General features: G+C 63.3%; 24 protein-coding genes. 11 read left to right on the forward strand and 13 right to left on the reverse strand.

Going from position 1 to position 24743, the window contains the following annotated elements:
• The first annotated feature begins 9 nt into the window (after positions 1-9).
• Positions 10-318, forward strand: a complete 309-nt coding sequence (locus GRI68_RS01120; RefSeq protein WP_160615308.1) for a hypothetical protein — start codon at positions 10-12, stop codon at positions 316-318.
• A gap of 58 nt (positions 319-376) precedes the next feature.
• Here GRI68_RS01120 and GRI68_RS01125 read toward each other — a convergent pair whose 3' ends face one another.
• The 4 genes from GRI68_RS01125 to secB form a co-directional block, all read right to left on the reverse strand.
• The gene (locus tag GRI68_RS01125; protein ID WP_160615309.1) at positions 377-1084 is read right to left on the reverse strand and encodes a DUF4136 domain-containing protein; all 708 of its coding nucleotides are present in this window, start codon (positions 1082-1084) and stop codon (positions 377-379) included.
• A gap of 157 nt (positions 1085-1241) precedes the next feature.
• A complete protein-coding gene (gene trpS / locus GRI68_RS01130) occupies positions 1242-2255 on the reverse strand; it encodes a tryptophan--tRNA ligase (protein ID WP_160615310.1) in 1014 nt (337 codons plus the stop codon).
• 3 nt (positions 2256-2258) lie between these two features.
• The gene (gene murJ / locus GRI68_RS01135) at positions 2259-3830 is read right to left on the reverse strand and encodes a murein biosynthesis integral membrane protein MurJ (RefSeq protein ID WP_160615311.1); all 1572 of its coding nucleotides are present in this window, start codon (positions 3828-3830) and stop codon (positions 2259-2261) included.
• A 23-nt stretch (positions 3831-3853) separates the two neighbouring features.
• On the reverse strand, positions 3854-4405 hold the full coding sequence (secB, locus tag GRI68_RS01140) for a protein-export chaperone SecB (protein WP_160615312.1): 552 nt from the start codon (positions 4403-4405) through the stop codon (positions 3854-3856).
• Positions 4406-4643: 238 nt separating this feature from the next.
• Between secB and GRI68_RS01145 the strand changes: the two genes are divergently transcribed.
• From GRI68_RS01145 to GRI68_RS01160, 4 genes are all read left to right on the forward strand, one after another.
• Positions 4644-5333 carry a Tim44/TimA family putative adaptor protein gene (locus GRI68_RS01145; RefSeq protein WP_160615313.1) on the forward strand — a complete coding sequence of 230 codons (690 nt, stop codon included), beginning with the start codon at positions 4644-4646 and terminating at the stop codon, positions 5331-5333.
• A 187-nt stretch (positions 5334-5520) separates the two neighbouring features.
• Entirely contained in the window at positions 5521-6507 is a 987-nt protein-coding gene (gene mltA / locus GRI68_RS01150; protein WP_325063732.1) for a murein transglycosylase A, read from the forward strand.
• Positions 6504-7079, forward strand: coding sequence for a Smr/MutS family protein (locus GRI68_RS01155; protein WP_160615315.1), 576 nt, complete (start codon positions 6504-6506; stop codon positions 7077-7079). The genes mltA and GRI68_RS01155 overlap by 4 nt, the downstream gene beginning before the upstream one ends.
• On the forward strand, positions 7079-7669 hold the full coding sequence (locus tag GRI68_RS01160; RefSeq protein ID WP_160615316.1) for a protein-methionine-sulfoxide reductase heme-binding subunit MsrQ: 591 nt from the start codon (positions 7079-7081) through the stop codon (positions 7667-7669). The genes GRI68_RS01155 and GRI68_RS01160 overlap by 1 nt, the downstream gene beginning before the upstream one ends.
• Here the strand turns inward: GRI68_RS01160 and GRI68_RS01165 are convergent.
• The 6 genes from GRI68_RS01165 to aroC form a co-directional block, all read right to left on the reverse strand.
• The gene (locus GRI68_RS01165; protein ID WP_160615317.1) at positions 7659-8177 is read right to left on the reverse strand and encodes a hypothetical protein; all 519 of its coding nucleotides are present in this window, start codon (positions 8175-8177) and stop codon (positions 7659-7661) included. The genes GRI68_RS01160 and GRI68_RS01165 overlap by 11 nt on opposite strands.
• Before the next feature lie 97 nt (positions 8178-8274).
• A complete protein-coding gene (locus GRI68_RS01170; protein WP_160615318.1) occupies positions 8275-9813 on the reverse strand; it encodes a catalase in 1539 nt (512 codons plus the stop codon).
• 174 nt (positions 9814-9987) lie between these two features.
• Positions 9988-12204 carry a catalase/peroxidase HPI gene (katG, locus tag GRI68_RS01175; protein ID WP_160615319.1) on the reverse strand — a complete coding sequence of 739 codons (2217 nt, stop codon included), beginning with the start codon at positions 12202-12204 and terminating at the stop codon, positions 9988-9990.
• 240 nt (positions 12205-12444) lie between these two features.
• The gene (gene ahpF, locus GRI68_RS01180) at positions 12445-14034 is read right to left on the reverse strand and encodes an alkyl hydroperoxide reductase subunit F (protein WP_160615320.1); all 1590 of its coding nucleotides are present in this window, start codon (positions 14032-14034) and stop codon (positions 12445-12447) included.
• Between the two features lie 187 nt (positions 14035-14221).
• On the reverse strand, positions 14222-14788 hold the full coding sequence (gene ahpC / locus GRI68_RS01185; RefSeq protein WP_160615321.1) for an alkyl hydroperoxide reductase subunit C: 567 nt from the start codon (positions 14786-14788) through the stop codon (positions 14222-14224).
• Between the two features lie 148 nt (positions 14789-14936).
• Positions 14937-16025, reverse strand: a complete 1089-nt coding sequence (gene aroC / locus GRI68_RS01190) for a chorismate synthase (protein ID WP_160615322.1) — start codon at positions 16023-16025, stop codon at positions 14937-14939.
• A gap of 113 nt (positions 16026-16138) precedes the next feature.
• Here aroC and GRI68_RS01195 point away from each other — a divergent pair, with 113 nt between their 5' ends.
• Positions 16139-16483, forward strand: coding sequence for an ArsC family reductase (locus tag GRI68_RS01195; protein ID WP_160615323.1), 345 nt, complete (start codon positions 16139-16141; stop codon positions 16481-16483).
• Complete coding sequence (locus tag GRI68_RS01200) at positions 16480-17529, forward strand: glycerophosphodiester phosphodiesterase family protein (protein WP_325063733.1); 1050 nt, start codon at positions 16480-16482, stop codon at positions 17527-17529. Before GRI68_RS01195 ends, GRI68_RS01200 begins: the two co-directional genes overlap by 4 nt.
• An 82-nt stretch (positions 17530-17611) precedes the next feature.
• Here the strand turns inward: GRI68_RS01200 and ubiG are convergent, their stop codons facing one another.
• Positions 17612-18346 carry a bifunctional 2-polyprenyl-6-hydroxyphenol methylase/3-demethylubiquinol 3-O-methyltransferase UbiG gene (ubiG, locus tag GRI68_RS01205; RefSeq protein WP_160615325.1) on the reverse strand — a complete coding sequence of 245 codons (735 nt, stop codon included), beginning with the start codon at positions 18344-18346 and terminating at the stop codon, positions 17612-17614.
• A gap of 50 nt (positions 18347-18396) precedes the next feature.
• On the opposite strand from ubiG, the gene GRI68_RS01210 reads away from it, so the two are divergent.
• Positions 18397-19680, forward strand: a complete 1284-nt coding sequence (locus tag GRI68_RS01210) for an aspartate kinase (RefSeq protein WP_160615326.1) — start codon at positions 18397-18399, stop codon at positions 19678-19680.
• Here GRI68_RS01210 and GRI68_RS13985 read toward each other — a convergent pair.
• Together GRI68_RS13985 and GRI68_RS01220 are read right to left on the reverse strand one after the other, a co-directional pair.
• Positions 19580-20068 carry a GAF domain-containing protein gene (locus GRI68_RS13985; RefSeq protein ID WP_160615327.1) on the reverse strand — a complete coding sequence of 163 codons (489 nt, stop codon included), beginning with the start codon at positions 20066-20068 and terminating at the stop codon, positions 19580-19582. The two genes, GRI68_RS01210 and GRI68_RS13985, sit on opposite strands and share 101 nt — an antisense overlap.
• Before the next feature lie 75 nt (positions 20069-20143).
• The gene (locus GRI68_RS01220; RefSeq protein WP_160615328.1) at positions 20144-20695 is read right to left on the reverse strand and encodes a DUF2306 domain-containing protein; all 552 of its coding nucleotides are present in this window, start codon (positions 20693-20695) and stop codon (positions 20144-20146) included.
• A gap of 191 nt (positions 20696-20886) precedes the next feature.
• Between GRI68_RS01220 and GRI68_RS01225 the strand changes: the two genes are divergently transcribed.
• Genes GRI68_RS01225 through GRI68_RS01235 form a run of 3 tightly spaced genes read left to right on the forward strand, consistent with a single transcriptional unit; the run spans position 20887 to position 24730 of the window.
• Entirely contained in the window at positions 20887-21666 is a 780-nt protein-coding gene (locus GRI68_RS01225) for a LytTR family DNA-binding domain-containing protein (protein ID WP_325063734.1), read from the forward strand.
• Between the two features lie 12 nt (positions 21667-21678).
• Complete coding sequence (gene purT / locus GRI68_RS01230; RefSeq protein WP_160615330.1) at positions 21679-22854, forward strand: formate-dependent phosphoribosylglycinamide formyltransferase; 1176 nt, start codon at positions 21679-21681, stop codon at positions 22852-22854.
• Between the two features lie 58 nt (positions 22855-22912).
• Entirely contained in the window at positions 22913-24730 is a 1818-nt protein-coding gene (locus tag GRI68_RS01235; protein ID WP_160615331.1) for a sensor domain-containing diguanylate cyclase, read from the forward strand.
• Positions 24731-24743 lie beyond the last annotated feature (13 nt).

The following is a 24743-nucleotide window of genomic DNA, read 5'->3' on the forward strand; positions in this document are numbered from 1 at the left end:
AAGGGCCGCATGCTCGGCATGTCCCTGATCGGCGCGATCCTCATGATCGTCTGGATCGTCATTCTCGTCTGGCTCTCCAAACGCCTGCTCGCAATGATCGCGCGGCGGACCAATTGGAACGCGTTCGACTGGCGCAACTGGTTGCTGTGTTTCGTCCTGCTCGTCGGTGGCATCTGGCTCGCCAATTTCGCATTGGACTGGCTCGATTTCGCGACCGGGACCCGCATCAGGCCGACTATCGCGCCGCCGGGGGCGCTGTTGCTAGCATCGGTCGGTATCGCGGTGCCAGTGGCCGGGATCATGTCGCGGCGGAATTAGAAACGAAAAAGGGCGGACCCGAAGGCCCGCCCAGTCGAGGGGTAAGAATGCGCGCGGCTTAGCGGCGCGGCTTGACCGGCATGTCTTCCGGGGCGACCGAAATGCGCACGGTCTCGCCCGAATTGCCGGGGAAGTCTGTGAACATCGCTTCAACCAGGTTCGGCACCAGATACTGAAGGCGCTTGGAGGGCGAGGCGGCTTCCGCGCTGCCTTCGAACAGGCGACGGCCGGTTGCGGCGTCGTCGATCTTCAGCTCGATATCGCTGACGAACACGGTGGTCGAAACGACATCGTCACGGGCGAAGAACGGATCGCGCCAGCCATAGCCCCACCGGCGGGTCGGGATATAGGCGATCCGTCCCGAACGCGTGCGAACGGCGCGATAGCGCGGATAGCCATACCAGCTGTCGTAGAAAGGATCGCGGAAGCCGGTGCGGCGCAGGACCTCGCGGCCATCGTCGAGCCCGTAATCGAACCGAACCAGCAGCGTGGCGTCTTCGGGGCTGGCCGCCTGGGTGTAGCCCAAACGGGCCATCTGATCGGCCACGTACTTGGCATATTGCGAGAATTCGAGCCCGCCTTGAAGCGCCGGATCGTCGGCCACCACGGCGAAGCTCTGCCCCTGCGGAGCCGGAAGCTGCGATTCGAAGCGCGTCACGTCCGAACGGAACGGCGAGGCGGCACAGGCCGCCAAAGAGGCGAGAAGGATCGGAGTCGCGGCGAACTTGAGCGCGCGGCTCCACTTGGTGTTGGAAATCATGGTCATGGCGTCAGTCTCCGGCGTGAATGCGCAGTCCGGCCCCCCTGCATCCAGATGGACACCGGGCACGAAACTGGCTTTAGCATGGATGCGGTTCTAACGCATCCGTGCTGAACCGGAATTGAATGCGAATTGCATCAAATGATGCAATTGCAATGGGAAATCAGCGCACAAGGCCGAGCGCGCGATAGGTCGCTTCGAGCGTGGGGGCAGCGTGGCTTCGGGCTTTCTCCGCACCCTTCGCGAGGATCGTATCGAGCGACTCGCGATCGCCCGAGAGCTCGCGGAAGCGGGCATTGATCGGTCCCAGCGTCTCGATCAGCAACTCGCCCAGCGCGAGTTTGAACTGCCCGAATCCCTGGCCGCCATATTCGCTTAGCACCTCATCGACAGATTTGTCTGCCATGGCAGCGTAGATCGTCACCAGGTTCAGCGCCTCGGCGCGATCCTCGAGTCCCTCGGCCTCGCTTGGCAGAGGTTCGGGATCGGTCTTGGCCTTTTTGATCTTCTTCATGATCGTATCGGCATCGTCGACCAGTTCGACCCGGCTCATGTCGGAAGGGTCGGATTTGCTCATCTTCTTCCCGCCGTCACGCAGGCTCATGATCCGCGCCGCCGCGGGCGGCTGGATCGGTTCGGGCAGGGTGAAGACGGGCGCGTCTTCCGATGCAAAATCGTGGTTGAACTTGGTCGCGATGTCGCGCGCCAGCTCCAGATGCTGCTTCTGGTCCTCGCCCACCGGAACGTGGGTCGCCTGGTACAGGAGCACATCGGCGGCCTGCAGCACCGGATAGGTGAACAGCGCCGCACTTGCGCCTTCGCGGTTCTTGCCGCTCTTGTCCTTGAACTGCGTCATCCGGTTCAGCCAGCCCATCCGGGCGGTCCCGTTGAGCAGCCACTGCATCTCGGGGTGCGCGGGCACTTGCGCTTGGTTGAACAGGATCGAGCGTTCTGGATCGATCCCGCACGCCACCAGCGCGGCTGCCATTTCCAGCGTCGCGCGCTTCAGCTCGGCCGGATCGTGCGGCATCGAGAGGGCGTGCAGATCGGCGAGGAAGAACAGGCATTCCTCACCGTCTCCCATCGCATCCTGCATCGCCACCCAGTTGCGAATCGCACCAAGATAATTGCCTAGGTGAAGGTTGCCGGTGGGCTGGATGCCGGAAACGACGCGCATGGATCAGGGAGCTTTCTTGGTGGTGAGCGCGGCGATGCGCTGCCGGTCGACGGCACCGACGGCGAAGGCCACGCCGAAATAGACGATGGCGGAACACAGGACGAGCACGGCCAAGGCGAATAGCCGCGCGAACAGGCCCGCAGCGAACCAGTCGGTTAGCAAATCGCGGGCGAACCACAAGGCCGCGCCCATCGCCGCTGCCGCGACCAGCTGTCGCAAGATCCGCCCGACGAGCTTCAGCGGGATCGTGTAATAGTCGCGTTTGACCAATACGATATAGAGGTAGGCCACGTTGATCCAGGCGCCGACCACGCTGGCGAAGGCGACGCCAATGACGCCGAAGTCGTCGACCAGCATGATGTTCATCAGCACGAATACCGCCAGCGAGATGAAGGCTGCATAAACCGGCGTGCGCGTGTCCGACCGGGCGTAGAAGTTCGGGACCAGCACCTTTACCAGCACGTAGGCTGGCAGGCCCAGCACGAGCGCGCCGAGCACCTGACCGGTCAGTTCGGCCTGCTCGAGGCTGAAGCGCCCGCCTTGGAAAATCATGGTGACGAACGGCACGGCACAAATTGCCAGCGCGACGGCGGCCGGGATTGTCAGCAGCATTGCAATCTCGATCGCATCGGACTGGATGCGATCGGTGCCCTCGCGATTCTTCGCACCGACGAATTTGCTCAAGGTCGGCAGGATCGCGGTCGACAACGCGATACCGATGATACCCAGCGGCAGCTGGTTCAGCCGGTCGGCGTAGTTCATGTAGCTGATCGACCCGCTTTCGAGCTGGTTGAGGAAGTAGAGCTGCACCAGCGTATTGATCTGGTAGGCGCCGCCGCCGATTGCGGCAGGCAGGGCGATGATCGAGAGGCGCTTTACCTCGGGCGTGATACGCGGCCACAGGAGCTTCGGGCGAAACCCTTCTACCCGCGTCCAGTAATAGAGCCATGCCAGTTGGATCACCCCGCCGACCGTGACGGCCCAGGCTTGGCTGTAGCCGACCTGTCGGACGGTCCACCCCCACTCGGTCATCGCGTAATCGCCGAACAGGAGCGCGAGAATGAGGATCACGTTGAGCAGGATCGGGAAGCTTGCCCCGGGCGCGAAGCGGCTGACTGAATTGAGCATGCCGGTGAACAGCGTCACCAGGCTCACCAGCGCGATGTAGGGGAACATGATCCGCGCGAAATCGACTTCCATCGCGAATCTGGCCGGGGCCGCATCGCCGTCTCCCAGCACGGAGATCACCAGCGGCATCGCCAGCATCATGATCGCGCAGAGCGCTATCAACACCGGCAGGAAGACGCTCAGGACATCGTCGGAGAAACTGCGGGCATCCTCGATCCCGCCATCGCCGTGGAGGCGCTTCGAGAACATCGGCACGAACGCAGCCGAGAACGCGCCTTCGGCGAACAGCCGCCGGAACACGTTCGGGATGATGAAGGCCTGGAACCAGGCATCGGTGACGGCATTGGCGCCGAGGACGCGCGAGAAGATCATCTCGCGCGCCATCCCGGCGATGCGGCTGACCATGGTCAGTCCGCCGATCGTCCCGACATTCTTGAGGAGGCTCATCTAGCGCCCCCGTCCGCTCGCGATCAGAACTGCGGCGTCGGCGGGGTGTCGCCACCTTCGCCCGCGCCGGCTTCGGCCTGGCGCTGCTGCATCTGCTGGACGTAGAGCGCGTTAAAATCGATCGGTTCGAGCATCATCGGCGGATAGCCGGCATCGCGCACCGCATCGGCCACCACGCGGCGCACGAACGGGAACAGGATCCGCGGGGCTTCGGCGAAGGTGAAAGCATGCGCCTGGTCTTCCGACAGGTTGCGGATGCCGATCAGGCCTGCATAGGTCAGGTCGATGATGTAGAGCGTGGTCTCGCCGGCCTTCGCGGTGAGCACGGCCTTGAGGCTGACTTCGGTCACATCGTCGCTGACCTTCTCGGCCGCGATGTTGAACTGCACGTCGATCGCGGGCTGATCGGACAGCTGGTAGCTCTTCGGCGCGTTGGGATTCTCGACCGAGAGATCCTTGATGTACTGCGACAGGAAGCCGACCTGCGGCTGCGTGTCTTCGCCGTTCGGGGTCGGGCCCTTGGGCATCGCATCATTATTGTCGAGATCGGTGAGTACGCCTTCTTCGTCGGCCATGGAGCGCTACTTTCTGGTCAGATAATCGGTTGGGTGCGGCGGAAAACGGTATGGGATCGCCACCGCGACGCGAGCCGCGCGGTTAGCACCGAGGGCAAGGCGGGGCAACTTGTCATGAACGCGCCCCGGTCCGGCTCCTTTTTCCCGGTCAGACGTTGTTAGGACAGACCGCGCTACCTAGATGGTATGGTAACGCCCCGCTTGCAACGAGCGGGTAGGACTGGCTAACGAGTAACTTGTGACTGTTTCGATCATCATTCTCGCCATGATTGCGGCCTTTCTGGGACTGCGCCTCTATTCCGTGCTGGGCGACCGAGCCGAGCATGAGGAAGAGCCGATGGCCCCGCCGCCGTCGCATTTCGATTCGGCGCAGGATCGCAAGAAGGGCCCCGCTATCGCACCGGCGCGCACCGTGCGTTCGAGCCAGCAGCCCGCACTGTCGCCCGAGCAGGCGCGCGAACTTGCCGCATTCCCTCCGCAGGTCGAAAGCGGACTGCGAGCGATTTCCCAAGCTGATCCGCGGTTCGATCCGATCGGCTTCGTCGCCGGCGCCAAAGGCGCCTATGCGATGGTGCTCGAAGCGTTCTGGCGCGGCGATCGCGAGGAATTGCGCGAATTGTGCGATGACGATGTCTACGCCAGCTTCGCCGCCGCTCTCGATGCGCGCGAAGAAGCGGGCGAAACGCTCGACAACAAGCTTATCCGGATCGAGGAAGCCAATGTCGTCGCCGCCGATTTCATGGCCCCGCTGGCGCGCATTACCGTTCGCTTCGTCTCCGATATCGCTGCCGTCACGCACGACAAGGATGGCAACATGATCGCCGGTTCGCTCGACGATGCGGTCGAAAGCGTCGATCTGTGGACGTTCAGCCGCGACGTCACGTCGAGCGATCCGGACTGGATGCTCGACGAAACCGACCAGGGCTGATCGCATCATGCTCGCGAATGCGTGCCGCCGTATTGGTTTGGTCGGAGCGCTCGCGCTGCTGGCCGCCTGCGGTCAAGTCATCCCCGGTCCCGCCAGTGCTCCGGGTCCCGATACGACCGCGCAGGTATCTCGCGGTCCGGCCGTTTCTTCCCTGCCTTTCACGCAAGAGGATGCGCAAGGTGCGCTGATGGCGTTCCGCGCATCCTGCCCGCAATTGCTGCGGCGCGAGGATAAGTCGGGCCTGATCGATCCGCGGTCGTGGCAGAGGGTCTGCGATCTCGCCGCGACCTGGCCCAATGCCGATGCGGGCCGCTTTTTCATCCAGCATTTCGAAACCGCGCAATTGCGCGACGGGCGGGCCTTTGCGACCGGATATTTCGAGCCGTCGATCGCGGGCTCTCGCACGCCGCTGCCGGGCTACGACACCCCGGTTTACGCCATGCCCGACGATCTGGTGCGCAGCTGGCCCAAGGACATGCCGCAAAGCGAACGCACCGGGCGTCCGCCGCTCGGCCGCATCGACGCGAACGGTGAATACCACCTATATTACGAACGCGGCCAGATCGAAGGCGGCGCGCTGGCGGGGCGCGGGCTCGAGATCGCCTGGGTCAAGGATCCGATCGAGTTCTTCTTTCTCCAGATCCAGGGCTCCGGGATGCTGGTCGACCCGCAGGGCCGGATCATGCGGATCGGCTATGCCGGGCAGAACGGGCGCGAATATGTCGGCATCGGGCGCGTACTGGCCGATCGCGGGCTGATCGGCGGCGACACCGGTTATGCAACCTCGATGCAGGGCATCGTGCAGTTTCTCCGGGACCATCCCGACCAAGGGCGCGAGATCATGCGGCTCAATAAGAGCTGGATCTTCTTCACCGAACTCACCACCGGCCCCAAGGGCGCGCTGGGCGTCGAAGTGACGGCGGGCAACACCGTCGCCGCCGATCCCGAAGCGATGCCGCTGGGCGCACCGGTGTGGCTCGATCTCGATCGCGACGTCGCCGATGGCCTGTGGATTGCGCAGGATACTGGCGGCGCGATCAAGGGACCGAACCGGTTCGATACGTTCTGGGGCAATGGCGAGCGCGCAGCGCAGATTGCCGGGGGCATGAGCGGGCGCGGGCAGGCCTATCTCCTGCTGCCGCGCGGTACACTCGATTCGCTCGGCATTCGGTGAGGGCCCCGCGCGGCCTGAGCGATACCGAGGCTGCAGCCTGGGCCAAGCTGGCCGAAAGCGTGGTGCCGCTGGCTGGTCGTGCGCGACCGAAGCTGCTCGCCGATGCCCCTAGCAAGGCTCCGGCCAAGGCGATCAAATCCATCGGCAAGCCGAAGGAGCGCGCGCTACAAGTCGTGCCGCCGCCTCCGCCTCCGCCACCACCGCCATTGCGACCGCTCGACAGTCCACGTGGGCTCGACAATTCGTGGGAGCGTAAGCTGTCGCGCGCAGCAATCGCGCCCGATTTCACGCTAGACCTGCATGGCCACAATCTTGATGCCGCGTGGACCCGCCTCAATGACGGGCTGTCGCAAGCCAAGTCTATGGGCGCGCGGCTGGTGCTGGTCGTGACCGGCAAACCGCGGCCGGTCGAGGCTGCCGATCGGGCCGAGCGTCGCGGAGCGATCCGCGCCGAGATCCTCGATTGGCTCGCGGTCGGCAGGCACGCTTCCGATATCGCCGCGATTCGCAAGGCGCATCGCCGCCATGGAGGCGAGGGTGCGCTCTACATCGTGCTGAAGCGGAGCCGCTGATGGCGCTGCTGCGCTCGCGTCTATTTCTGTGGCTGGTGCTCGCCCTGCCGGGCGCATCGATGATTTGGCGTTGGTGGGCGACGCCCGAGCTTTACGGCTACGGCCATATTATCGGCGACAGCGGAGACTGGGCCGCGTGGCTGCTGATGGTGACGCTCGCGGTGACCCCGATCCGGTTGTTGCTGCGTCGCAGTCCCGTAACGCAATGGCTGATGCGGCGGCGCAGGGATCTGGGGGTGGCGAGTTTCGGATACGCCGCCTTTCACACGGTCGTTTACCTGTGGCGCAAGGCCGATCCGGCGATCATCTGGGACGAGGTTTCGACGCCCTACATTCTCGCGGGGTGGGCCGCCCTCGCATTGTTCCTGCCGTTGGCGATCACATCGAACGATGCTTCGATGCGGCGGTTCAAGCGGTCATGGAAGCGGTTGCACCGGCTGGTCTATCCCGCAGCGGTGCTGGTGTTTGTCCACTGGGCATCGTCGGCATTCGATCCGACCACCGCCTATATCAACATCGCGATATTGGCGGTGATCGAGATCGTCAGGGTCGCCATACAATGGCGTCAGCGGAGGACGCTCAGAGCGTAACGTACTGGCGGAAGCGCGCGACTTCGGCTTCGTCGACATACTTGCCGATTTCGCGATCGAACACGGTCAGGTCCGCATAGGGGCGGTATTCTTCGAACTCGTGGACCATCTTGTCGGTCATGCCGGGGACGAGGCGGATTTCCTCTTCGCTGGCGGTGTTGAGATTGATCGGTACGAAGACCTTCTCGAGCACGGCCTTGGCCTGGTCGTCGCTCAGCGTTTCTTTCAGCTTGGCGTTGAAATCGACAACATTGTCGTACGGCTGACCGGCGACGATCGCGGCGGCGAGCTCGGGCGAGATGCCATCGACGGCGGCAAGTTCGCTCTCGGTGGCGGCACTGGCGTCGAGAACGGTCGACTGGCTGTCCACGGGCTCGATCGCATCGGCATCGGCAGCCGTATCGTCGGCGGCCACGGTTTGGTCGGCCGTCGCATCGGGCGCTTCGGAACAAGCGGCGAGCGCAAGGGCACTGGCGGCGAGGGGAGCGAGGAGTGTAAGAGTACGCATATCTAAATTCCTTTTTGCGAGAGGCTCGCAATAGCAGCGCTGGCACACATGTCGATGGGCGATTTTCTGTCTGCCCATCGACAATATGCAGTGGTGCTTATTTCTTGCCCATCCGCTCCTTGATCGATTCCGCGCTGGCCATTCCCGGTGCGTCGGATTTGCCCCCGATCATGTCGCGAACCTTCTTTTCGATCCGCTCGCCGATCTTCTTGTCGACGTTCTTCCAGTAGTCGAACGCACGGACGAGCACCTTCTCGCTCACACCGTCGGCAAGGTGACCCGCGACGTTGGAAACGAAGCGGTCGCGCTGTTCGTCGTCCATCACCTCGCGAACAAGGATGCCCGGCTGGGTCCAGTCGTCATCGTCCTCGCGCAGAGTGTAGGCTTCGCGGACCATATCGCCGTCCGAATACCAGGTCGCTTCGCCGCCAACCTGCGGCTGCGCAGCGGGGCCACCGTAGGAATTGGGTGCATAGACCGGGTCGACTGCGTTCTGCGTGCGCATATGTCCGGCGCGCGAGTAGGAATTGACCTCCTTGGCATTCTTCGGCGCGTTGACCGGGATCTGCTTGTAATTGACGCCCAGACGCGCGCGGTGCGCATCCGAATAAGAGAAGCCGCGCGCCAGCAGCATCTTGTCGGGGCTGAGGCCGATGCCCGGCACCATGTTGTTCGGCTCGAACGCCAGCTGCTCGATCTGCGTATCCCAGTCGACCGGGTTTTCGTTGAGCGTCAGCGTGCCGACCTCGATCAGCGGATAATCCTCGTGCGGCCAGGTCTTGGTCAGGTCGAAAGGGTTGATGCGGTAGGTCTTGGCATCCTCGAACGGCATGATCTGCCATTTAAGCGTCCAGCTCGGGAAATTGCCCTCGGCAATCGCGTCGAACAGGTCGCGGCGGTGATAATCGCTATCCTCGCCCGCGGTCTTCACCGCCTCGTCCTGCGTCAGATGGGCATTGCCGCTCTTGTCGCCGACGTCGGTGTGGAAGTGGAACTTGACCCAGAACTTCTCGCCGTCCGCGTTGATCAGCATGTAGGTGTGCGAGCTGTAACCGTTCATCTCGCGCCAGTTTTTCGGCACGCCGCGATCGCCCATCAGGTAGGTGACCTGGTGCGCGCTTTCGGGGCTGAGGGTCCAGAAATCCCACATCATGTCGTGATCGCGCAGGCCGTTGTCGGCGCGACGCTTCTGGCTGCGGATGAAGTGCTGGAATTTCAGCGGATCGCGGATGAAGAAGATCGGCGTGTTGTTGCCGACCATGTCGAAATTGCCATCCTCGGAATAGAACTTGACCGAAAACCCGCGCGGATCGCGCCACGTATCGGGGCTGCCACGCTCGCCCGCCACGGTGGAGAAGCGCATCGCGGTTTCACACTCGGCACCCGGCTGGAAGATCTTCGCCTTGGTGTATTTCGATACGTCCGCCGTGGTCTTCCAAGTGCCGAACGCGCCCGAACCCTTGGCGTGCGGCTGGCGTTCGGGGATGCGCTCGCGATTGAAGTTGGCCATCTGCTCGATCAGGTAGTGATCGTTGAGCACGATGGGGCCGTCGGGGCTGACGGTCAGCGAATGTTCGTCGCTCTGGACGCGAATTCCGGCATCGGTGGTGGTGGGGGGTACTTTGCGGTCGGTCATTGCGATCCCTTTCACTGGCTTTGCCTGGGACCTACCCCCGGAGAGCATTTTCCGTTCCTGCAGATCTATCGGGATTTCCGTTCACTATCATCGGGATCGATCCGCCCACGCAAAAGACCCCCGAGCATCGCTGCCGGGGGTCTTGCGTTTTCAGGTGGTTTGGGCCTCGTCGGCTCAGTGATACTTGGCGCAGCGCAGGTCGAAGCGGTCGGCGTCCATCACCTTGGTCCAGGCGCGGACGAAATCGCGCACCATCCGCTCTTCGCCGCCGGTTTCGGCGTAAGATTCGGCAATCGCACGGAGCTGCGAATTCGATCCGAAGACGAGATCGGTGCGGGTTGCGCGCCATTTTTCGTCGCCATGGATCCGGCACCGGCCGACGAATTCCTCGTCGCCGCTTTCATCGACCACATCCCATACCGTGCCCATTTCGAGCAGGTTGACGAAGAAGTCGTTCGACAGCGTGCCCGGCCGGTCGGTCAGCACACCGATCGAATTGCCATGCTTGGCATGGGTGCTCACCGCTCCCAGCGCGCGCATCCCGCCGATCAGCGCGGTCATTTCCGGAATGCTGAGGCCGAGCAGGTGCGCGCGGTCCACCATCATGTCCTCGGTCTTCACGTCGGCCTTGGTCTTCAGGTAATTACGAAACGCGTCGGCGAAGGGTTCGAGCGGTTCGAAGCTCTCGGCATCGGTATGCTCTTCACCCGCATCGCCGCGACCGGTGGTGACCTTCACGCTGACATCGTGGCCGCCATCCTTGGCCGCCTTCTCGATCGCGGCCGCGCCTGCGAGCACGATCGCGTCGGCCATCGACAGATTGCCGCGCAACCCGTCCAGCGTGGAGAGGACCTTCGCCAACTCTTCGGGATCGTTGACCGCCCAGTCCTTTTGCGGAGCAAGGCGGATGCGCGCGCCGTTGGCACCGCCGCGATGATCCGAATTGCGATAGGTCGAGGCCGAAGCCCACGCCGCCTTGACCAGCTCGGCGACGGTCAGATCGCTGTCGAGCACCTTTGCCTTGAAGTAGGACACCGCATCGTCCGAGGCCTGCGTTCCGGCGGGAACCGGATCCTGCCAGATCAGGGTCTCTTCGGGCACTTCGGGGCCCATATACCGGACCTTCGGCCCCATGTCGCGATGGCACAGCTTGAACCAGGCGCGGGCGAAAGCATCGTCGAGTGCGGCCTGATCGTTGAGGAAGCGCTCCGAAATCTTGCGATATTCCGGATCGCGCTTCAGCGCCATGTCGGCGGTGGTCATAATCGTCGGGACTTTCTTCGACGGATCGCGCGCATCAGGAGCCATGTCGGCTTCCTCCGGATTGACCGGCGTCCACTGCTTGGCCCCGGCGGGCGACTCGGTCAGCTCGTATTCGTATTTGAACAGCAGGCGGAAATAGTCGTTGCCCCACTGGGTCGGGTTCGGCGTCCATGCGCCTTCGATGCCCGACGTGGTGATGTGGCCCTTCTCGATTTCCTCCGGATCGGTCAGCCAACCGAAGCCGAGATGCTGCATGCTTTCGCCCTCGGGCCCGCTGCCAAAGGTGTCGGAGGGCTGCGCGCCGTGGCATTTGCCGAAGGCGTGTCCGCCAGCGGTGAGTGCGACGGTTTCCTCGTCGTTCATCGCCATGCGGGCGAAGGTTTCGCGCATGTCGCGCGCCATGCCTTCGGCATCGTGCGGATTCCCGCCCGGTCCTTCGGGATTGACGTAGATGAGACCCATCTGGATCGCCGCCAGCGGGCTTTCCAGCGCGCGGCCTTCCTCGTCGATCCGGGTCTGCGCCCCGGTGTCGACCCACTCGGCCTCGGTGCCCCAATAGACGGTCTCGGGCTCATAGACGTCCTTGCGCCCGCCGCCATAGCCGAAGGTCGGGCCGCCCATCGATTCGATCGCGACATTGCCCGTCAGGATGAAGAGATCGGCCCAGCTGATATGCTTGCCGTATTTCTGCTTGATCGGCCACAGCAGGCGCCGCGCCTTGTCGAGATTGCCGTTGTCGGGCCAGCTGTTGAGCGGGGCGAAGCGCTGCTGCCCGCTCGATGCGCCGCCGCGCCCGTCGCCGGTGCGATAGGTACCAGCGGCATGCCAGGCCATGCGGATGAAGAACGGTCCGTAATGACCGTAGTCGGCCGGCCACCACGGCTGGCTGTCGGTCATCAGGTCGGTCAGGTCCTGCTTCAGGGCCTTGTAATCGAGCGCGTTGAATGCCTCGGCATAATCGAAACCGGGATCCATCGGATCGGCACTGCGGCCGTCAGCGGTGAGGATCGAGAGATCGAGGCTGTCGGGCCACCAATCGCGATTGGTGCGGCCCAGAAGGTCTCTCGTCTCTCCGCTTCCGTGGGCAAAGGGGCAGCCCCCGGTGATCGAACCTGTTTCGGCATCCATGGCGTCTCTCCTGTTTCGAGGCGCAGCGAATGTCCGTCAGGCCTCGTATCTATTTGACAGGGAGGACACTACGCCCTTGCGCTTAATCGGAGAAGCAATGCGTTCCGATAACATTGAGCGATTTCATCAATAAGAAGCGCGAGCATTTGTCCGACCATATGCCGGGCCGCGCAAACGAACGAAAAACGCGCCGTCGCTCGAGGGCGACGACGCGTCTTCGTATGTCTGCGGGAAAGGGGCTCAGGCCGCTTGCGCGATCTCGTCTGCCGGTTCGGTGCGGATGAGGTAGTCGAAGGCGGTTAGGCCGGCTTTCGCGCCGAGGCCCATCGCAACCACGATCTGCTTGTAGGGCACGGTCGTCGCATCGCCTGCGGCAAAGATGCCAGGCAGGCTGGTCGCGCCACGCTTGTCGGTGACGATCTCGCCATGTTGCGACAGTTCGAGGCCCGAGTCCTTCAGCCATTCGGTGTTGGGAACGAGGCCGATCTGCACGAACACGCCCGCGAGCTCGATCTCGCGATCGTCGCCGCTTTCGCGATCCTTTACGATCATGCCGTTCACACGGGCACCGTCGCCGGTGATCTCGGTCGTCTGGCCGCTGGTGATGATCTCGACATTGTCGAGGCTCTTGAGCTTGTCCACCAGCACAGCATCGGCGCGCAGCTGCGTGTCGAATTCGACCAGCGTCACATGGTCGACGATCTTGGCAAGGTCGATCGCGGCTTCGACGCCCGAGTTGCCGCCGCCGATCACCGCGATCCGCTTGCCCTTGAACAGCGGCCCGTCGCAATGCGGACAGTAGGCCACGCCCTTGTTGCGGTATTCCTGCTCGCCGGGCACGCCGAGGTTGCGCCAGCGCGCGCCGGTGGCGAGCACGACGGCCCGCGCGGTCAGCTCGCCGCCATTGGCGAAGCGGACCTTGTGCATGCCGCCTTCGGTCTTGGCCGGGATCAGCTTTTCGGCCTGGACGAGGTCGATCTTGTCGATGGCGTTCGCCTTCACCTGCTCGTCGAGGTCGGCGGAAAGCTTGGGGCCTTCGGTATAGGCGGTGCCGGGCAGGTTCTCGATCCCGAGCGTGTCCTGCAGCTGCCCGCCGAAGCGTTCGGCGGCGATGCCGGTGCGGAAACCCTTGCGCGCGGTATAGACAGAGGTCGCAACCCCGGCCGGCCCGCCACCGATCACGAGCACCTCGTAAGGCTCGCGCTCGTTGAGCTTGGCCGCCGCCTTCGCGCCCGATCCGGTGTCGAGCCGTTCGAGGATCTGCGGCAGTTCGATCTTGCCGTTATAGAAGCTTTCGCCGTTCAGGAAGGTCGCGGGCACGGCCATGATGTCGCGTGCCTCGACCTCGTCCTTGTACGCGCCGCCTTCGATCAGCGTGGCGGTAATGCGGCTGTTTTCCAGCGCCATCAGAGTGAGCGCCTGAACTACATCCGGGCAGTTGTGGCACGAGAGCGAGAAGAACATCTCGAACTCCAGATCGTCTTCGATCCGGCGGATATCCTCCAGCACGTCTTCCTCGACCTTCGGAGGGTGCCCGCCCGCCCACAGCAGCGCGAGGACGAGCGAGGTAAACTCGTGGCCCATCGGCAGCCCGGCAAAGCGAACCCACTTTTCGGCATCGCTGCCGCGGCGAATGATGAAGCTGGGCTTGCGCTCGTGGTCGCCGTCGAAGTCGACGCTGACAAGGTCGTGCAGCGCAGCGATCTCTTCGAGCAGTTCACGCGTCTTGGCCGACGTCTCGTCGTCGCCCAGCGATGCGACAAGCTCCACCGGCTCGCGCAGGTTTTGCAGGTACTGCTTCAGCTGTTCGGTCATCTGGGGGTCGAGCATGGGGTAGGCCTTTATCCAAAATTCGTCATTGCGAGCCGGCCCGGAGGTGTTCGGGGGCGGCGCTGAAATCCATCATCAAACGCATCGTTCGCGCGATGCGTTGGGAGAGAGATCGCTTTTTTATGGTAACGGCCCCATCAAGGGCAAAGGGGAGGCCCGGCGCGTGCCGGGCCTCCGGTATTGTCGCTTAAAGCTTGCCGACAAGGTCGAGCGAGGGAGTCAGCGTTTCGCTGTCTTCTTCCCATGCCGCCGGGCAGACCTGACCGGGATTGTTGCGGACATACTGTGCCGCCTTGATCTTGCGGGTCAGTTCGTTGGCATTGCGGCCCACGCCTTCGCAGGTCTGTTCCATGATCTGGATCACGCCGTCGGGATCGACCACGAAGGTCGCACGGTCGGCAAGGCCCATTTCCTCACGCAGCACGTTGAAGTTCTTCGACAGCGTGTGGAGCTGGTCGCCGAGGAAGGCGAACTTGAGCTTGCCGATCTTTTCGCTGGAATCGTGCCAGGCCTTGTGGCTGAAATGCGTGTCGGTGCTTACGGCATAGACTTCGACGCCCATGTCCTGCAGCATGGCGTACTTCTCGCCGAGATCTTCGAGCTCGGTCGGGCACACGAAGGTGAAGTCCGCCGGGTAGAAGAAGAAGATCGACCATTTACCCTTCACGTCCTCGTCGGTGACGTCGAAGAAGTCCTTGCCGGCCTGGAATGCGGTCGCCTTGAACGGTTTGATTTCGGATCCGATGATACCCATTGATTGCTCCTGTTATTGGGTGTGAAACTGTATTCGCAGCACCCCAGATAGGGATTGCTGCGCTGCAACGAAATGCGTTGTTGCGATTGCTTTCATCGATTCAATCGATGGAACGCTGCACTGTTCCGCAATGGCGGAATCCCGTGCCTTATGCGCGATCAGTCGAGGCCGACCCGCATTGGGCGCGGTGCAGCAAAAACTGATCCGCAAGCACGCAGGTCATCATCGCCTCGACCACGGGCGTGCCGCGAATGCCGACGCAAGGGTCGTGGCGGCCCTTGGTACGCACTTCGGTTGCTTCGCCATCGCGGGTGATGCTTTCCACGGGCGTGAGGATCGAGCTCGTCGGCTTGAAGGCGACACGGCAGGTGACCGGCTGACCCGTCGCGATCCCGCCTGCGATCCCGCCTGCATGGTTGGCGGCGAATTGCGGGCCGTCGTCGCCGGGTGACATGGGGTCTGCATTCTGCTCACCAGTCAGGCGCGCGGCGTGGAAGCCGTCGCCGATCTCGACGCCCTTGACCGCATTGATGCTCATCATCGCCGCCGCCAGCTCGGCGTCGAGCTTGGCATAAAGAGGGGCGCCCCAGCCTGCGGGGACATCGGTCGCGACGCATTCGACCACCGCGCCGAGCGACGATCCGGCCTTGCGGGCATCGTCCAACAGCGCTTCCCAGCGTTTCGCGGCTTCGGCGTCGGGGCACCAGAACGGGTTTTGCGCGATCTGGCCAGCGTCGAAATTGGCCGGGTCGATCCGGTCGCCGCCGATCTCCGCCACATAGGCGAGGATGCTGACCTGCGGCACGACGAGCCGCGCGACTGCGCCTGCTGCCACGCGCATCGCGGTTTCGCGCGCGCTGCTGCGTCCGCCGCCACGATAGTCGCGGAAGCCGTATTTCGCGTCGTAGGTGTAGTCTGCATGGCCCGGACGATAGGCGTTCGCGATCTCGGAATAGTCCTTCGAGCGCTGATCGACATTCTCGATCATCAGCGAAATCGGCGTGCCGGTGGTGCGGCCTTCGAACACGCCCGACAGGATGCGGACTTCATCGGGCTCGCGCCGCTGGGTGGTGTGACGCGACTGGCCCGGACGGCGCGCATCGAGGAAGGGCTGGATGTCGCTTTCGCTCAGTGCAATCTGCGGTGGGCATCCGTCGACCACGCAGCCGATCGCGGGCCCATGGCTCTCGCCCCAGGTGGTGACGCGCAGGAGATGGCCGAATGTGTTGACGCTCATGCTGCCAGCTTTTGCACAATGTGAACTGTCATCCCAGTGAAAGCTGAGATTTGTATGAGGTGCTTCACAGGTCCCGGCTTCCGCCGGGATGCGCAATATGTTTAGGCATCGACATGACCATTCAATTCTACGGCATTCCGAACTGCGACACCGTCAAAAAGGCCCGCAAGTGGCTTGAGGCGAAAGGACGCGACTACGCGTTTCACGACTACAAGAAGGAAGGCGCGGATGCCGACAAGCTGGCCGCATGGGCCGATGCTGTGGGGTGGGAAAAGCTGCTCAACAAGCGCGGCACGACTTTCCGCAAGCTGGATGAGGCGGACAAGGCCGATATCGATCGCGCCAAGGCGCTGCGGCTGCTTGAAGAGAATCCGTCGATGATCAAGCGACCCGTGGCCGAGCATGCGGGCGGGGTGCTGGTCGGCTTCGACGCGCAGGAATGGGAGGCCGCGCTGTGATCCGCCTGTCGCTTGCCATCGCGGCGCTCGCCACCGCACTGCCGCTCACTCTTCCGGCCCAGGCGCAAGTCATCATCGCCCATCGCGGGGCGAGTGGAGACCGGCCCGAACACACGCTCGCCGCCTATGAACTCGCGATCGAGCAGGGTGCCGATTACATCGAACCCGATCTGGTGCCGACCAAGGACGGCGTGCTCGTCGCGCGGCACGAGAACGAGATCTCGGGCACGACCGACGTCGCCGATCATCCCGAATTCGCCGACCGCAAGACCACCAAGACCATCGACGGCGTGGAGGTGACCGGCTGGTTCACCGAGGATTTCACGCTCGCCGAATTGAAGACGCTGCGTGCGAAGGAGCGGGTGCCCGACATTCGCCCCGGCAATGCCGAGTATGACGGGCAGTTCGAGATCCCCACGTTGGTCGAGATCATCGCGCTCGCGAAGGCGAAGGCAAAGGAAACCGGGCGGCTGGTCGGGCTTTATCCCGAGATCAAGCATGGCAGCTATTTCGATGCGCTCGGCTTCAAGACTGTCGACAGCCTGCTCACGGCGTTGAAGGCGGCGGGCTACACCCGCGAGGACCCGGTCTATATCCAGAGCTTCGAGCCGACCGCGCTGGTGCAGGTCAAGTTTCGCGGTCCTGCGATGGGCGCCGATTATCGCCGCATCCAGTTGGTAGCGGCAGACGGCGGCCCGGCGGATCGTCCGGACGTGACCTATGCCCAGTTCATTGCGCCCGAAGGGCTCGAGCTCGTCTCATCCTATGCCGACGGGATCGGAGTGCAGGCGACGCTGCTTGTAAATGCTAACGGATCGCCGACCGATCTGGCTGCCAATGCCAAGGCGGTGGGTCTCGACGTCCATGCCTGGACCGCACGGGCGGAGAATGCGTTTCTCCCGGTGCCGCTACGCGTGGGCGAGGACCCGACCGCCGACGGCAATTTCGCGATGCTTTGGGCGTTGCTTCGCCGCGCCGGGGCGGATGCGATCTTCACCGACAATGTCGCCGAAGCCGTCGCGGCCCGAACAGCGCTGCAAAACTAACGCGTCATTCCCGAGAAGGCGGGAATCCATGGCGACCACGTCAGATAGCCGCTCCGGGTCCTCGCGTTCGCGGGGATGACGATCAACGGTTTGTGCGCGCCGTCGCGATGTAATTGAGCGAGAGGTCGTCCGACAGGTGCAAGCCCTTGGACGGCGCAAAGGCGATGCCTTTCGGTTCGTCCATCGACATGCCGACCGTTTCGAGCAATTCGCCCAATTCCTCGGGCGTGACGAAGTCTTCCCAATCGTGTGTGCCGCGCGGAATCGCGCCGATCGCTTCGGCGGCGCCGACCATCAGCAGGCGTGATTGCGCGGTGCGGTTGGGGGTCGAGACGATCATCAGCCTGCCGGGCGCAAGGCAGGCGGCGGCTTGGGCGAGGAAGGCGGTCTTGTCGGCCACATGTTCGACCACTTCGAGGCAGGTCACCAGATCGAACGTGCCAAGCCCGGCCTTGCCGATCTCGCCTGCACGATAATCGATCGAAAGTCCCATCTTGGAGGCATGATCGCGCGCGGCGGCGATGTTTTCCTCTGCGGCGTCTACACCGGTCACTTCGGCGCCGAGTCGCGCCAGCGGCTCGCACAGCAGCCCCGCACCGCACCCGATATCGAGCGCGTGGCGCCCCTTCAGCGGGCGCGGTTCGCGCGGGTCGCAGGCCCAATGCAGGTCGATCGCTTCGCGGATGAATTGCAGCCGCACCGGGTTTAGCTTGTGGAGCATGGCGGAGGAGCCTTTCGGGTCCCACCATTCGCTCGCCAGCTTGCCGAAATGGTCGGCTTCGCTCTGTCTTATCGTTGCCGTGCTTGCATCGCTCATGCGCGCTCCGTAACAGCCAAGCGAAACCGGCACCAGCGAGGATCGATTTCTTGGCGCGTATCGTGATGAAATTCGGCGGCACCTCGATGGCGGGGACCGAGCGCGTGCGCCGGGTCGCCAACATCGTCCGCCGCCAGCAGGCCGCGGGGCACGAGGTTGCCGTGGTCGTATCCGCCATGGCGGGCGAGACCGATCGCCTGGTCAATTTCTGCCGCGAGGCGAATCCGCTGTTCGACCCGGCCGAATACGATGTCGTCGTAGCCTCGGGCGAACAGGTCACGGCGGGGCTGCTCGCGCTGACGCTCAAGGCGCTCGGTAGCGAGGCTCGCAGCTGGCTCGGCTGGCAATTGCCGATCCGCACATTCGATACGCACGCCAATGCCAAGATCGACGGGCTCGACGTCGAGGCGCTCGAAGCCTCGCTCGAAGCGGGCGAAATCGCGGTGATCCCCGGCTTTCAGGGCCTTTCGGACGATGGCCGCGTCACCACCATGGGGCGCGGGGGATCGGATACCAGCGCGGTCGCGATCGCTGCGGCACTGGGCGCGGATCGCTGCGATATCTACACCGATGTCGACGGGGTCTACACCACCGACCCGCGGATCGTGGCCAAGGCGCGCAAGCTGAAGGCGGTCACCTACGAGGAAATGCTCGAACTCGCGAGCGTGGGGGCCAAGGTGCTCCAGACCCGCTCGGTCGGACTGGCCATGAAGAAGCAGGTCCGCGTGCAGGTGTTGTCGAGCTTCATCGACGAGGATGCGACCCCGGCGGACGATCTGCCCGGCACGTTGATCGTGGACGAAGACGAGATGGAAGAGATCAGGAAAGGGACCGGCATGGAACGGCAAGTCGTCACCGGCATCGCGCACGACAAGAACGAAGCCAAGATCATCCTCACCCGCGTGCCCGACAAGCCGGGCGCGGTGGCGCATATCTTCGCGCCGCTTGCCCAGGCGGCGATCAATGTCGACATGATCATCCAGAATGTCGGCCGCGATAAAGGCGAGACCGACGTCACCTTCACCGTTCCGCAAAGCGATCTGCCGCGCGCGCAGGCGATTCTCGAATCGAAGCGTCCCGACATCGGTTTCAACCGCATCATCACCGATAGCCGGATCGCCAAGATCTCGATCGTGGGCGTGGGCATGAAGAGCCATGCGGGCGTTGCCGCGACGATGTTCCGCTGCCTCGCCGAACGCGGGATTAACATCCAGGCGATCTCGACCAGCGAGATCAAGGTGTCGGTGATGATCGACGAGGACGAGACCGAACTCGCCGTCCGCGTCTTGCACACCGCCTATGGGCTGGACGCGGAGGAAGAGGAAACCGTCTGAGCGGCCTGCGCCACCCGGGCGCGCCCTTACTCTTCTGCCATGCAGCAGCGCCGAGATAACTCAGGATCGGCGGCTTGGCGCGGATGTGCGGTAAATCGGCGAAGCGCGGGTTCTTGCGGAGATCAGCGACCACGAGCGGTTCGCGCGATCGGATCGTGTGACCGCAGATCGCCGCCTTGCGCTCTGCCTTCTGCATCGCGATCCCGCGCTTCGCCTTGAACCATTGGCGGTCCTCGTCGACGAAACTGACCGTCGCCATCGGCACGTCGAGCAGCTTGCGCACCAGCCGTACGATCCGATCGAACGGCAGTTCGACTTCGGTGTTCAGGATGTCGTAGGAAGCGAGAGCGGCCAGCCGCGCATTTTCGTCACTGCGGATTTGGAGCATTTTCTTTCATTGTCTGCGTTGCCAGCATCGCGTGGCTTGCAGGTAGATGCACGACTGACCTGCCTGGTTCAAAAATCAGCCGAAAAGCATCACGTTCATCAGGCGACCGGGCAACGCGAAGGCGAAGATGCCGGGGATCATCAGCGCGGTCAGATAGGTGATCACCAATTGCCGCTTGTGTCCGGCGATATCGCCCTTGCGCGCGGTGGACACCGCTTTCCACGAGGCATGGAAGGTCAGCGGGATGAAGATATGGATGAAGCTGAACTGGCCGCTGCTCTTGATGAAGATCGCCGACGTCGCCGTCACCAGCATCAGCACGAGCCACAGCTTGCCCAATTGCTTGTGCCGCGGGGTGCCCTTGCGTGCCAGCAGCAGATAGCCGCCCAGCGGGATCGCGGGGATCACGGTCGCGACGTGGATCACGATCGGGAGCTTGGAAAGATGGGGAAGGTCGGGTGCAAACCCCAGCAGCGCACGGCCGATGGCGAGGATGCAGACAAAGCTCATGGTGAAGCAGGCTGCACCGATCAGATAGCGCTGTGCGACGCTGATATCGAAGTTGCCTTTGGCTGGCGTGTTCGAGCGGCGGAACGGCTGGGCGATGGTGGCGGCGATGGCATTCATGGCGGGTCTCCTGCGAGGTGTTCGGCCCCAGACTGCCGCGCTCCCGCCGACAGGCAAGCGAGCCTTCGCGAAACGGCGCATAGCTTCGCGAAAGGCGCACAAATCCGCGCGTTTGCCACTTTACGAAGCGTGAACGGGTGCTAGGTTCGCTCGCCATGGGACAGGGGGAGACAAGACCGGGCGGACGATTGGTGCGCACATTGATCGTCGACCTGTCGGTCATGACCGTGATCGGGATCGTGCTCGCGCTGATCGGACCATTCGGCAGTGCCAACGCGCCGCTGGCAGTGCGGCTGGTCAGCTGGATCGGGTTCGCCTGGCTCGGCTTTGCGATCTACCGACCGATGCAGCCGGCGGTCGCCTGGCTGAGCAACGATCTCCAATTGCCCGAGATCGGTGCATGGATCGGGGTCACATTGGTGGCGACGATCCCGTTGACGGTCGCGATCTGGTGTATCGGCTTTCTGCCCGACGCGCCGCAAGCCCCGACGATCACGCAGGCGTTCGAAGCCTATTTCAACGTTCTCGTGATCGGCGCGAGCGTGACGATCGTCTTCAACCTGATCGCGCGCGCGAAAGCGGCACCCGCTCCGTCGGATGGCCATGCGGGCGCGCCAGGCAATCTTCCCAGCGAACCCCTCGCCACAAGCCCCGAGCCATCGCCGCGTTTCCTCGATCGCCTTCCGGCATCGCTCGGTACCGAATTGCTCGCGCTCGAGATGGAAGACCACTATGTGCGGGCCCATACGCCGCTTGGATCCGAACTCGTGCTGATGCGGATGCGCGATGCGGTGGCCGAACTCGACGGGATCGACGGCGCGCAGGTCCACCGCAGCTGGTGGGTCGCGCGTGGCGCAGTCGAGGATGTAAAGCGCGACGGGCGCAATCTGCGGCTGGTGCTCGATACCGGGTTGGAAGCGCCGGTCAGTCGCGCGAATGTGAAACCGCTCCGGGACGCGGGCTGGTTTTAGGAGAGGGGTAAGATGGGTTTCACGACGAAAATTCTGCTGCTCGGGTCGGGGGAGCTGGGACGCGAATTCGCGATTTCGGCCAAGCGGCTCGGAGCCTATGTGATCGCCTGCGACAGCTATGACGATGCGCCCGCGATGCAGGTGGCCGATGCGCGCGAAGTCTTCTCGATGCTCGACGGGGCGCGGCTGCGCGAAGTGATCGAGCACCATCAGCCCGATCACGTCGTGCCCGAGATCGAGGCGATCCGCACCGAGGTGCTGGTCGAGCTCGAAAGCAGGGGCGTGCATGTGGTGCCTTCGGCCCGCGCCGCGCAGTTGACCATGAACCGCGACGGGATTCGCGATCTTGCCGCCAAGGCACTGGGCGTACGGACCTCGACCTACGATTACGCGACCAGTTTCGATGAAGTTCGCGCGGCTGCGGAAAAAACTGGTTTCCCCTGCGTGATCAAACCGGTGATGTCCTCATCCGGCAAGGGGCAAAGCACGGTGCGCGATGCCGACGGGCTCGAGCAGGCTTGGCGCTATGCGGTCGACAATATGCGCGGCGACCGGGCACGGGTGATCGTCGAAGGCTTCGTCGATTTCGAATACGAAATTACGTTGCTCACTATCGCACACAGGCGCGGGGTCAGCTTCTGCCCGCCGATCGGCCATCGTCAGGAGCGCGGCGATTATCGCGAAAGCTGGCAACCGGCTGCGATGAGCGAGGCCGCCATCGCCGATGCCCAGTCGATGGCACAGAAGGTGGTCGAGAGCCTGGGCGGCTATGGCCTGTTCGGCGTCGAATTCTTCGTCGTCCGAAATGACGATCGTAGCGACGAGGTGATCTTCTCGGAACTTTCGCCGCGACCGCATGATACCGGCATGGTCACACTGGTAAGCCAGAACCTGTCCGAATTCGATCTCCACGTCCGCGCGATCATGGGACTTCCTGTACCCGGGACGATCCGCGCGCGCCCGGCGGCTAGCGCCGTGATCCTTGCCGATCGCGAGAGCGCCAAGATATCCTATTCGGGATTGGCCGAAGCGATGGCCCAGGGGGCGGATGTGCGCATTTTCGGCAAGCCGAGCACCCGGCCGTATCGGCGAATGGGTGTCGCGCTGGCAACGGGAGGATCGACCGACCAAGCGAGGCGAGCCGCGAGCGATGCGGCGGCAAGGGTGCGCATCGAATACGAGGACTGACCGACATCATTAGTAATTTATACCGGTTTGTTAACTTCCGCGCCGTTATCGAGCGGCGATGATGCCGAAGATCGGTCGATACATAGGATGGAGGCCTCTGTGGCCGCTGTTTATCGGCGGTCTCTATTTCGTATGCGCCTGGCTCGGCCTCGAATTCGCCCGTCAGACGGAAGGTATCGCCACGGTCTGGCCGGCGAGCGGGATTCTCGTCGCGGGCCTTCTGCTGGCGTCGCGCCGACGGTGGGCATACATCGTGGCGGCAGCTGCGGTGGCCGGCATGGCCAGCAACCTGCTCGACGGCACGCCGGTGCTGCAGAGTATCGGCTTTACTCTTGCCAATCTGGTGGAAGCCTGCATCGTGGTATCGATCGCCAAGGTGCCGTGGCGGAAGGTCACCTTCCATGATCTGCGCTGGATTGCGCGATTCTGCTTTGCCGTTGTCGCCGGCGCGATGGCGAGCGGTACCCTGTCATTACTGATCACAGCGGCGAGCGCGGGGGCGCCGACCTATGCCTTTGGACTGTCCTGGTTCGCGACTGCTGCGCTAGGCATGCTGATCGTAACGCCGCTATTCGTGACCATTGCGCACGGCCTCGAAGAGTTACGGACGCAATCGACCGGCGCAAACGTATTCGAAGTGGTGATCACAGCGGGGATCGTCATCGGGTGTGCGGTGCTGGCGTTTTTCCAGACCGTCGTGCCTGCGATCTTCCTGCCGTTTTGCGCGGTGATCTACGCGACCTACCGCTTCGGGCCACTGGGGGCAGCCAGTGGTGTGATGGCGACCGCAATCGTCGGCATCGTGTCGATACCGTCCGGAATGGGTGCGGTGGGATTGATTCTGGGAGGGATCGGCCACATCGTGTGGTTCTTCCAGTTCTATCTCCTCTGCCTCCTCGGATCGGCGCTTCCGCTCGCCGCCTTGCTGGCGGCGCGCGAATCGGTCCACGCGGAGACCCTGCGGGAAAAGCGGATGCAGGACATGGCGGAGAAATCCTCGAATGTGGGGCACTGGGTTTACAGTCCCGGCAATGATAAGCTGTTCTGGTCGGACGAAACCTATCGCATCCACGGGCTCGCACCGGGCGCTCCGCGCAATATCGAAAATTCCGTCGAAGCCTATCACCCGGATGATCGCGCGATGGTGTCGCAATGCGTCGATCGTGCGATCGCTGGCGGCGAACCCTTTTCCTTCAGCGCGCGTATCGTCATGCCCGATGGATCCTACAAAAGTGTCGAAAGCCGTGGGGAAGTCGAATTCGATGCGCATGGAGAGGTGCGCGACATCTACGGCATTATCCAGGACATTACCGAGCGTCTGGCATCGCTGGAGGCGCTCGAAGAGGCGCGTGCACATGCGGTGTCCGAGGCAGCCCATGCGCGGCACCTGGCAGAGACCGATCACCTGACCGGCGTCGCTAACCGCCGTAAGGCGATCGACTCGCTCGAGCAGGAGATCGAACGCTTTCACCGCATGGGCACCAGGCTTTCGGTTGCGGTGCTCGATGTCGATCACTTCAAATCGATCAACGATCGCTATGGCCACGGGGTTGGCGACGAGGTGTTGCGTAGGCTCACCGCGCTGTGCGTTTCGGAGCTGCGCAAATGCGATCTGGTCGGCCGACTCGGCGGCGAGGAGTTCGTCATCATTCTGCCGGGAACGTCGATCGATGGAGCGATGGCGCTCGTCGAGCGCATTCGTGAAAAGGTCGAGGCCATGACCTTTGCGGACGAACCCGACCTGCGCCTGACCATCAGCATCGGATTGACGGGAATGCAGGCCGATGCGGATGCGACGTTCCTGCTCCAGGCCGCCGACGGCGCGCTTTACGAAGCCAAACGACAGGGCCGCAACCAGTTGCGCTTCGCAGCGTAGGCCGTCGTCTCGG

The organism is Alteriqipengyuania halimionae, assembly GCF_009827575.1.
In the GTDB taxonomy this organism is placed as follows: Bacteria; Pseudomonadota; Alphaproteobacteria; order Sphingomonadales; family Sphingomonadaceae; genus Alteriqipengyuania_A; species Alteriqipengyuania_A halimionae.

Excerpts from the sequence above, each read along its gene's own strand:
- GRI68_RS01120 (WP_160615308.1), top strand. The coding sequence starts at position 10 with ATGCTCGGCATGTCCCTGATCGGCGCGATCCTCATGATCGTCTGGATC.
- GRI68_RS01125 (WP_160615309.1), bottom strand. The coding sequence starts at position 1,084 with ATGACCATGATTTCCAACACCAAGTGGAGCCGCGCGCTCAAGTTCGCC.
- trpS (WP_160615310.1), bottom strand. The coding sequence starts at position 2,255 with ATGCGCGTCGTTTCCGGCATCCAGCCCACCGGCAACCTTCACCTAGGC.
- murJ (WP_160615311.1), bottom strand. The coding sequence starts at position 3,830 with ATGAGCCTCCTCAAGAATGTCGGGACGATCGGCGGACTGACCATGGTC.
- secB (WP_160615312.1), bottom strand. The coding sequence starts at position 4,405 with ATGGCCGACGAAGAAGGCGTACTCACCGATCTCGACAATAATGATGCG.
- mltA (WP_325063732.1), top strand. The coding sequence starts at position 5,521 with ATGGCGTTCCGCGCATCCTGCCCGCAATTGCTGCGGCGCGAGGATAAG.
- GRI68_RS01160 (WP_160615316.1), top strand. The coding sequence starts at position 7,079 with ATGGCGCTGCTGCGCTCGCGTCTATTTCTGTGGCTGGTGCTCGCCCTG.
- GRI68_RS01165 (WP_160615317.1), bottom strand. The coding sequence starts at position 8,177 with ATGCGTACTCTTACACTCCTCGCTCCCCTCGCCGCCAGTGCCCTTGCG.
- GRI68_RS01170 (WP_160615318.1), bottom strand. The coding sequence starts at position 9,813 with ATGACCGACCGCAAAGTACCCCCCACCACCACCGATGCCGGAATTCGC.
- katG (WP_160615319.1), bottom strand. The coding sequence starts at position 12,204 with ATGGATGCCGAAACAGGTTCGATCACCGGGGGCTGCCCCTTTGCCCAC.
- ahpF (WP_160615320.1), bottom strand. The coding sequence starts at position 14,034 with ATGCTCGACCCCCAGATGACCGAACAGCTGAAGCAGTACCTGCAAAAC.
- ahpC (WP_160615321.1), bottom strand. The coding sequence starts at position 14,788 with ATGGGTATCATCGGATCCGAAATCAAACCGTTCAAGGCGACCGCATTC.
- aroC (WP_160615322.1), bottom strand. The coding sequence starts at position 16,025 with ATGAGCGTCAACACATTCGGCCATCTCCTGCGCGTCACCACCTGGGGC.
- GRI68_RS01195 (WP_160615323.1), top strand. The coding sequence starts at position 16,139 with ATGACCATTCAATTCTACGGCATTCCGAACTGCGACACCGTCAAAAAG.
- ubiG (WP_160615325.1), bottom strand. The coding sequence starts at position 18,346 with ATGAGCGATGCAAGCACGGCAACGATAAGACAGAGCGAAGCCGACCAT.
- GRI68_RS13985 (WP_160615327.1), bottom strand. The coding sequence starts at position 20,068 with ATGCTCCAAATCCGCAGTGACGAAAATGCGCGGCTGGCCGCTCTCGCT.
- GRI68_RS01220 (WP_160615328.1), bottom strand. The coding sequence starts at position 20,695 with ATGAATGCCATCGCCGCCACCATCGCCCAGCCGTTCCGCCGCTCGAAC.
- purT (WP_160615330.1), top strand. The coding sequence starts at position 21,679 with ATGGGTTTCACGACGAAAATTCTGCTGCTCGGGTCGGGGGAGCTGGGA.
- GRI68_RS01235 (WP_160615331.1), top strand. The coding sequence starts at position 22,913 with ATGATGCCGAAGATCGGTCGATACATAGGATGGAGGCCTCTGTGGCCG.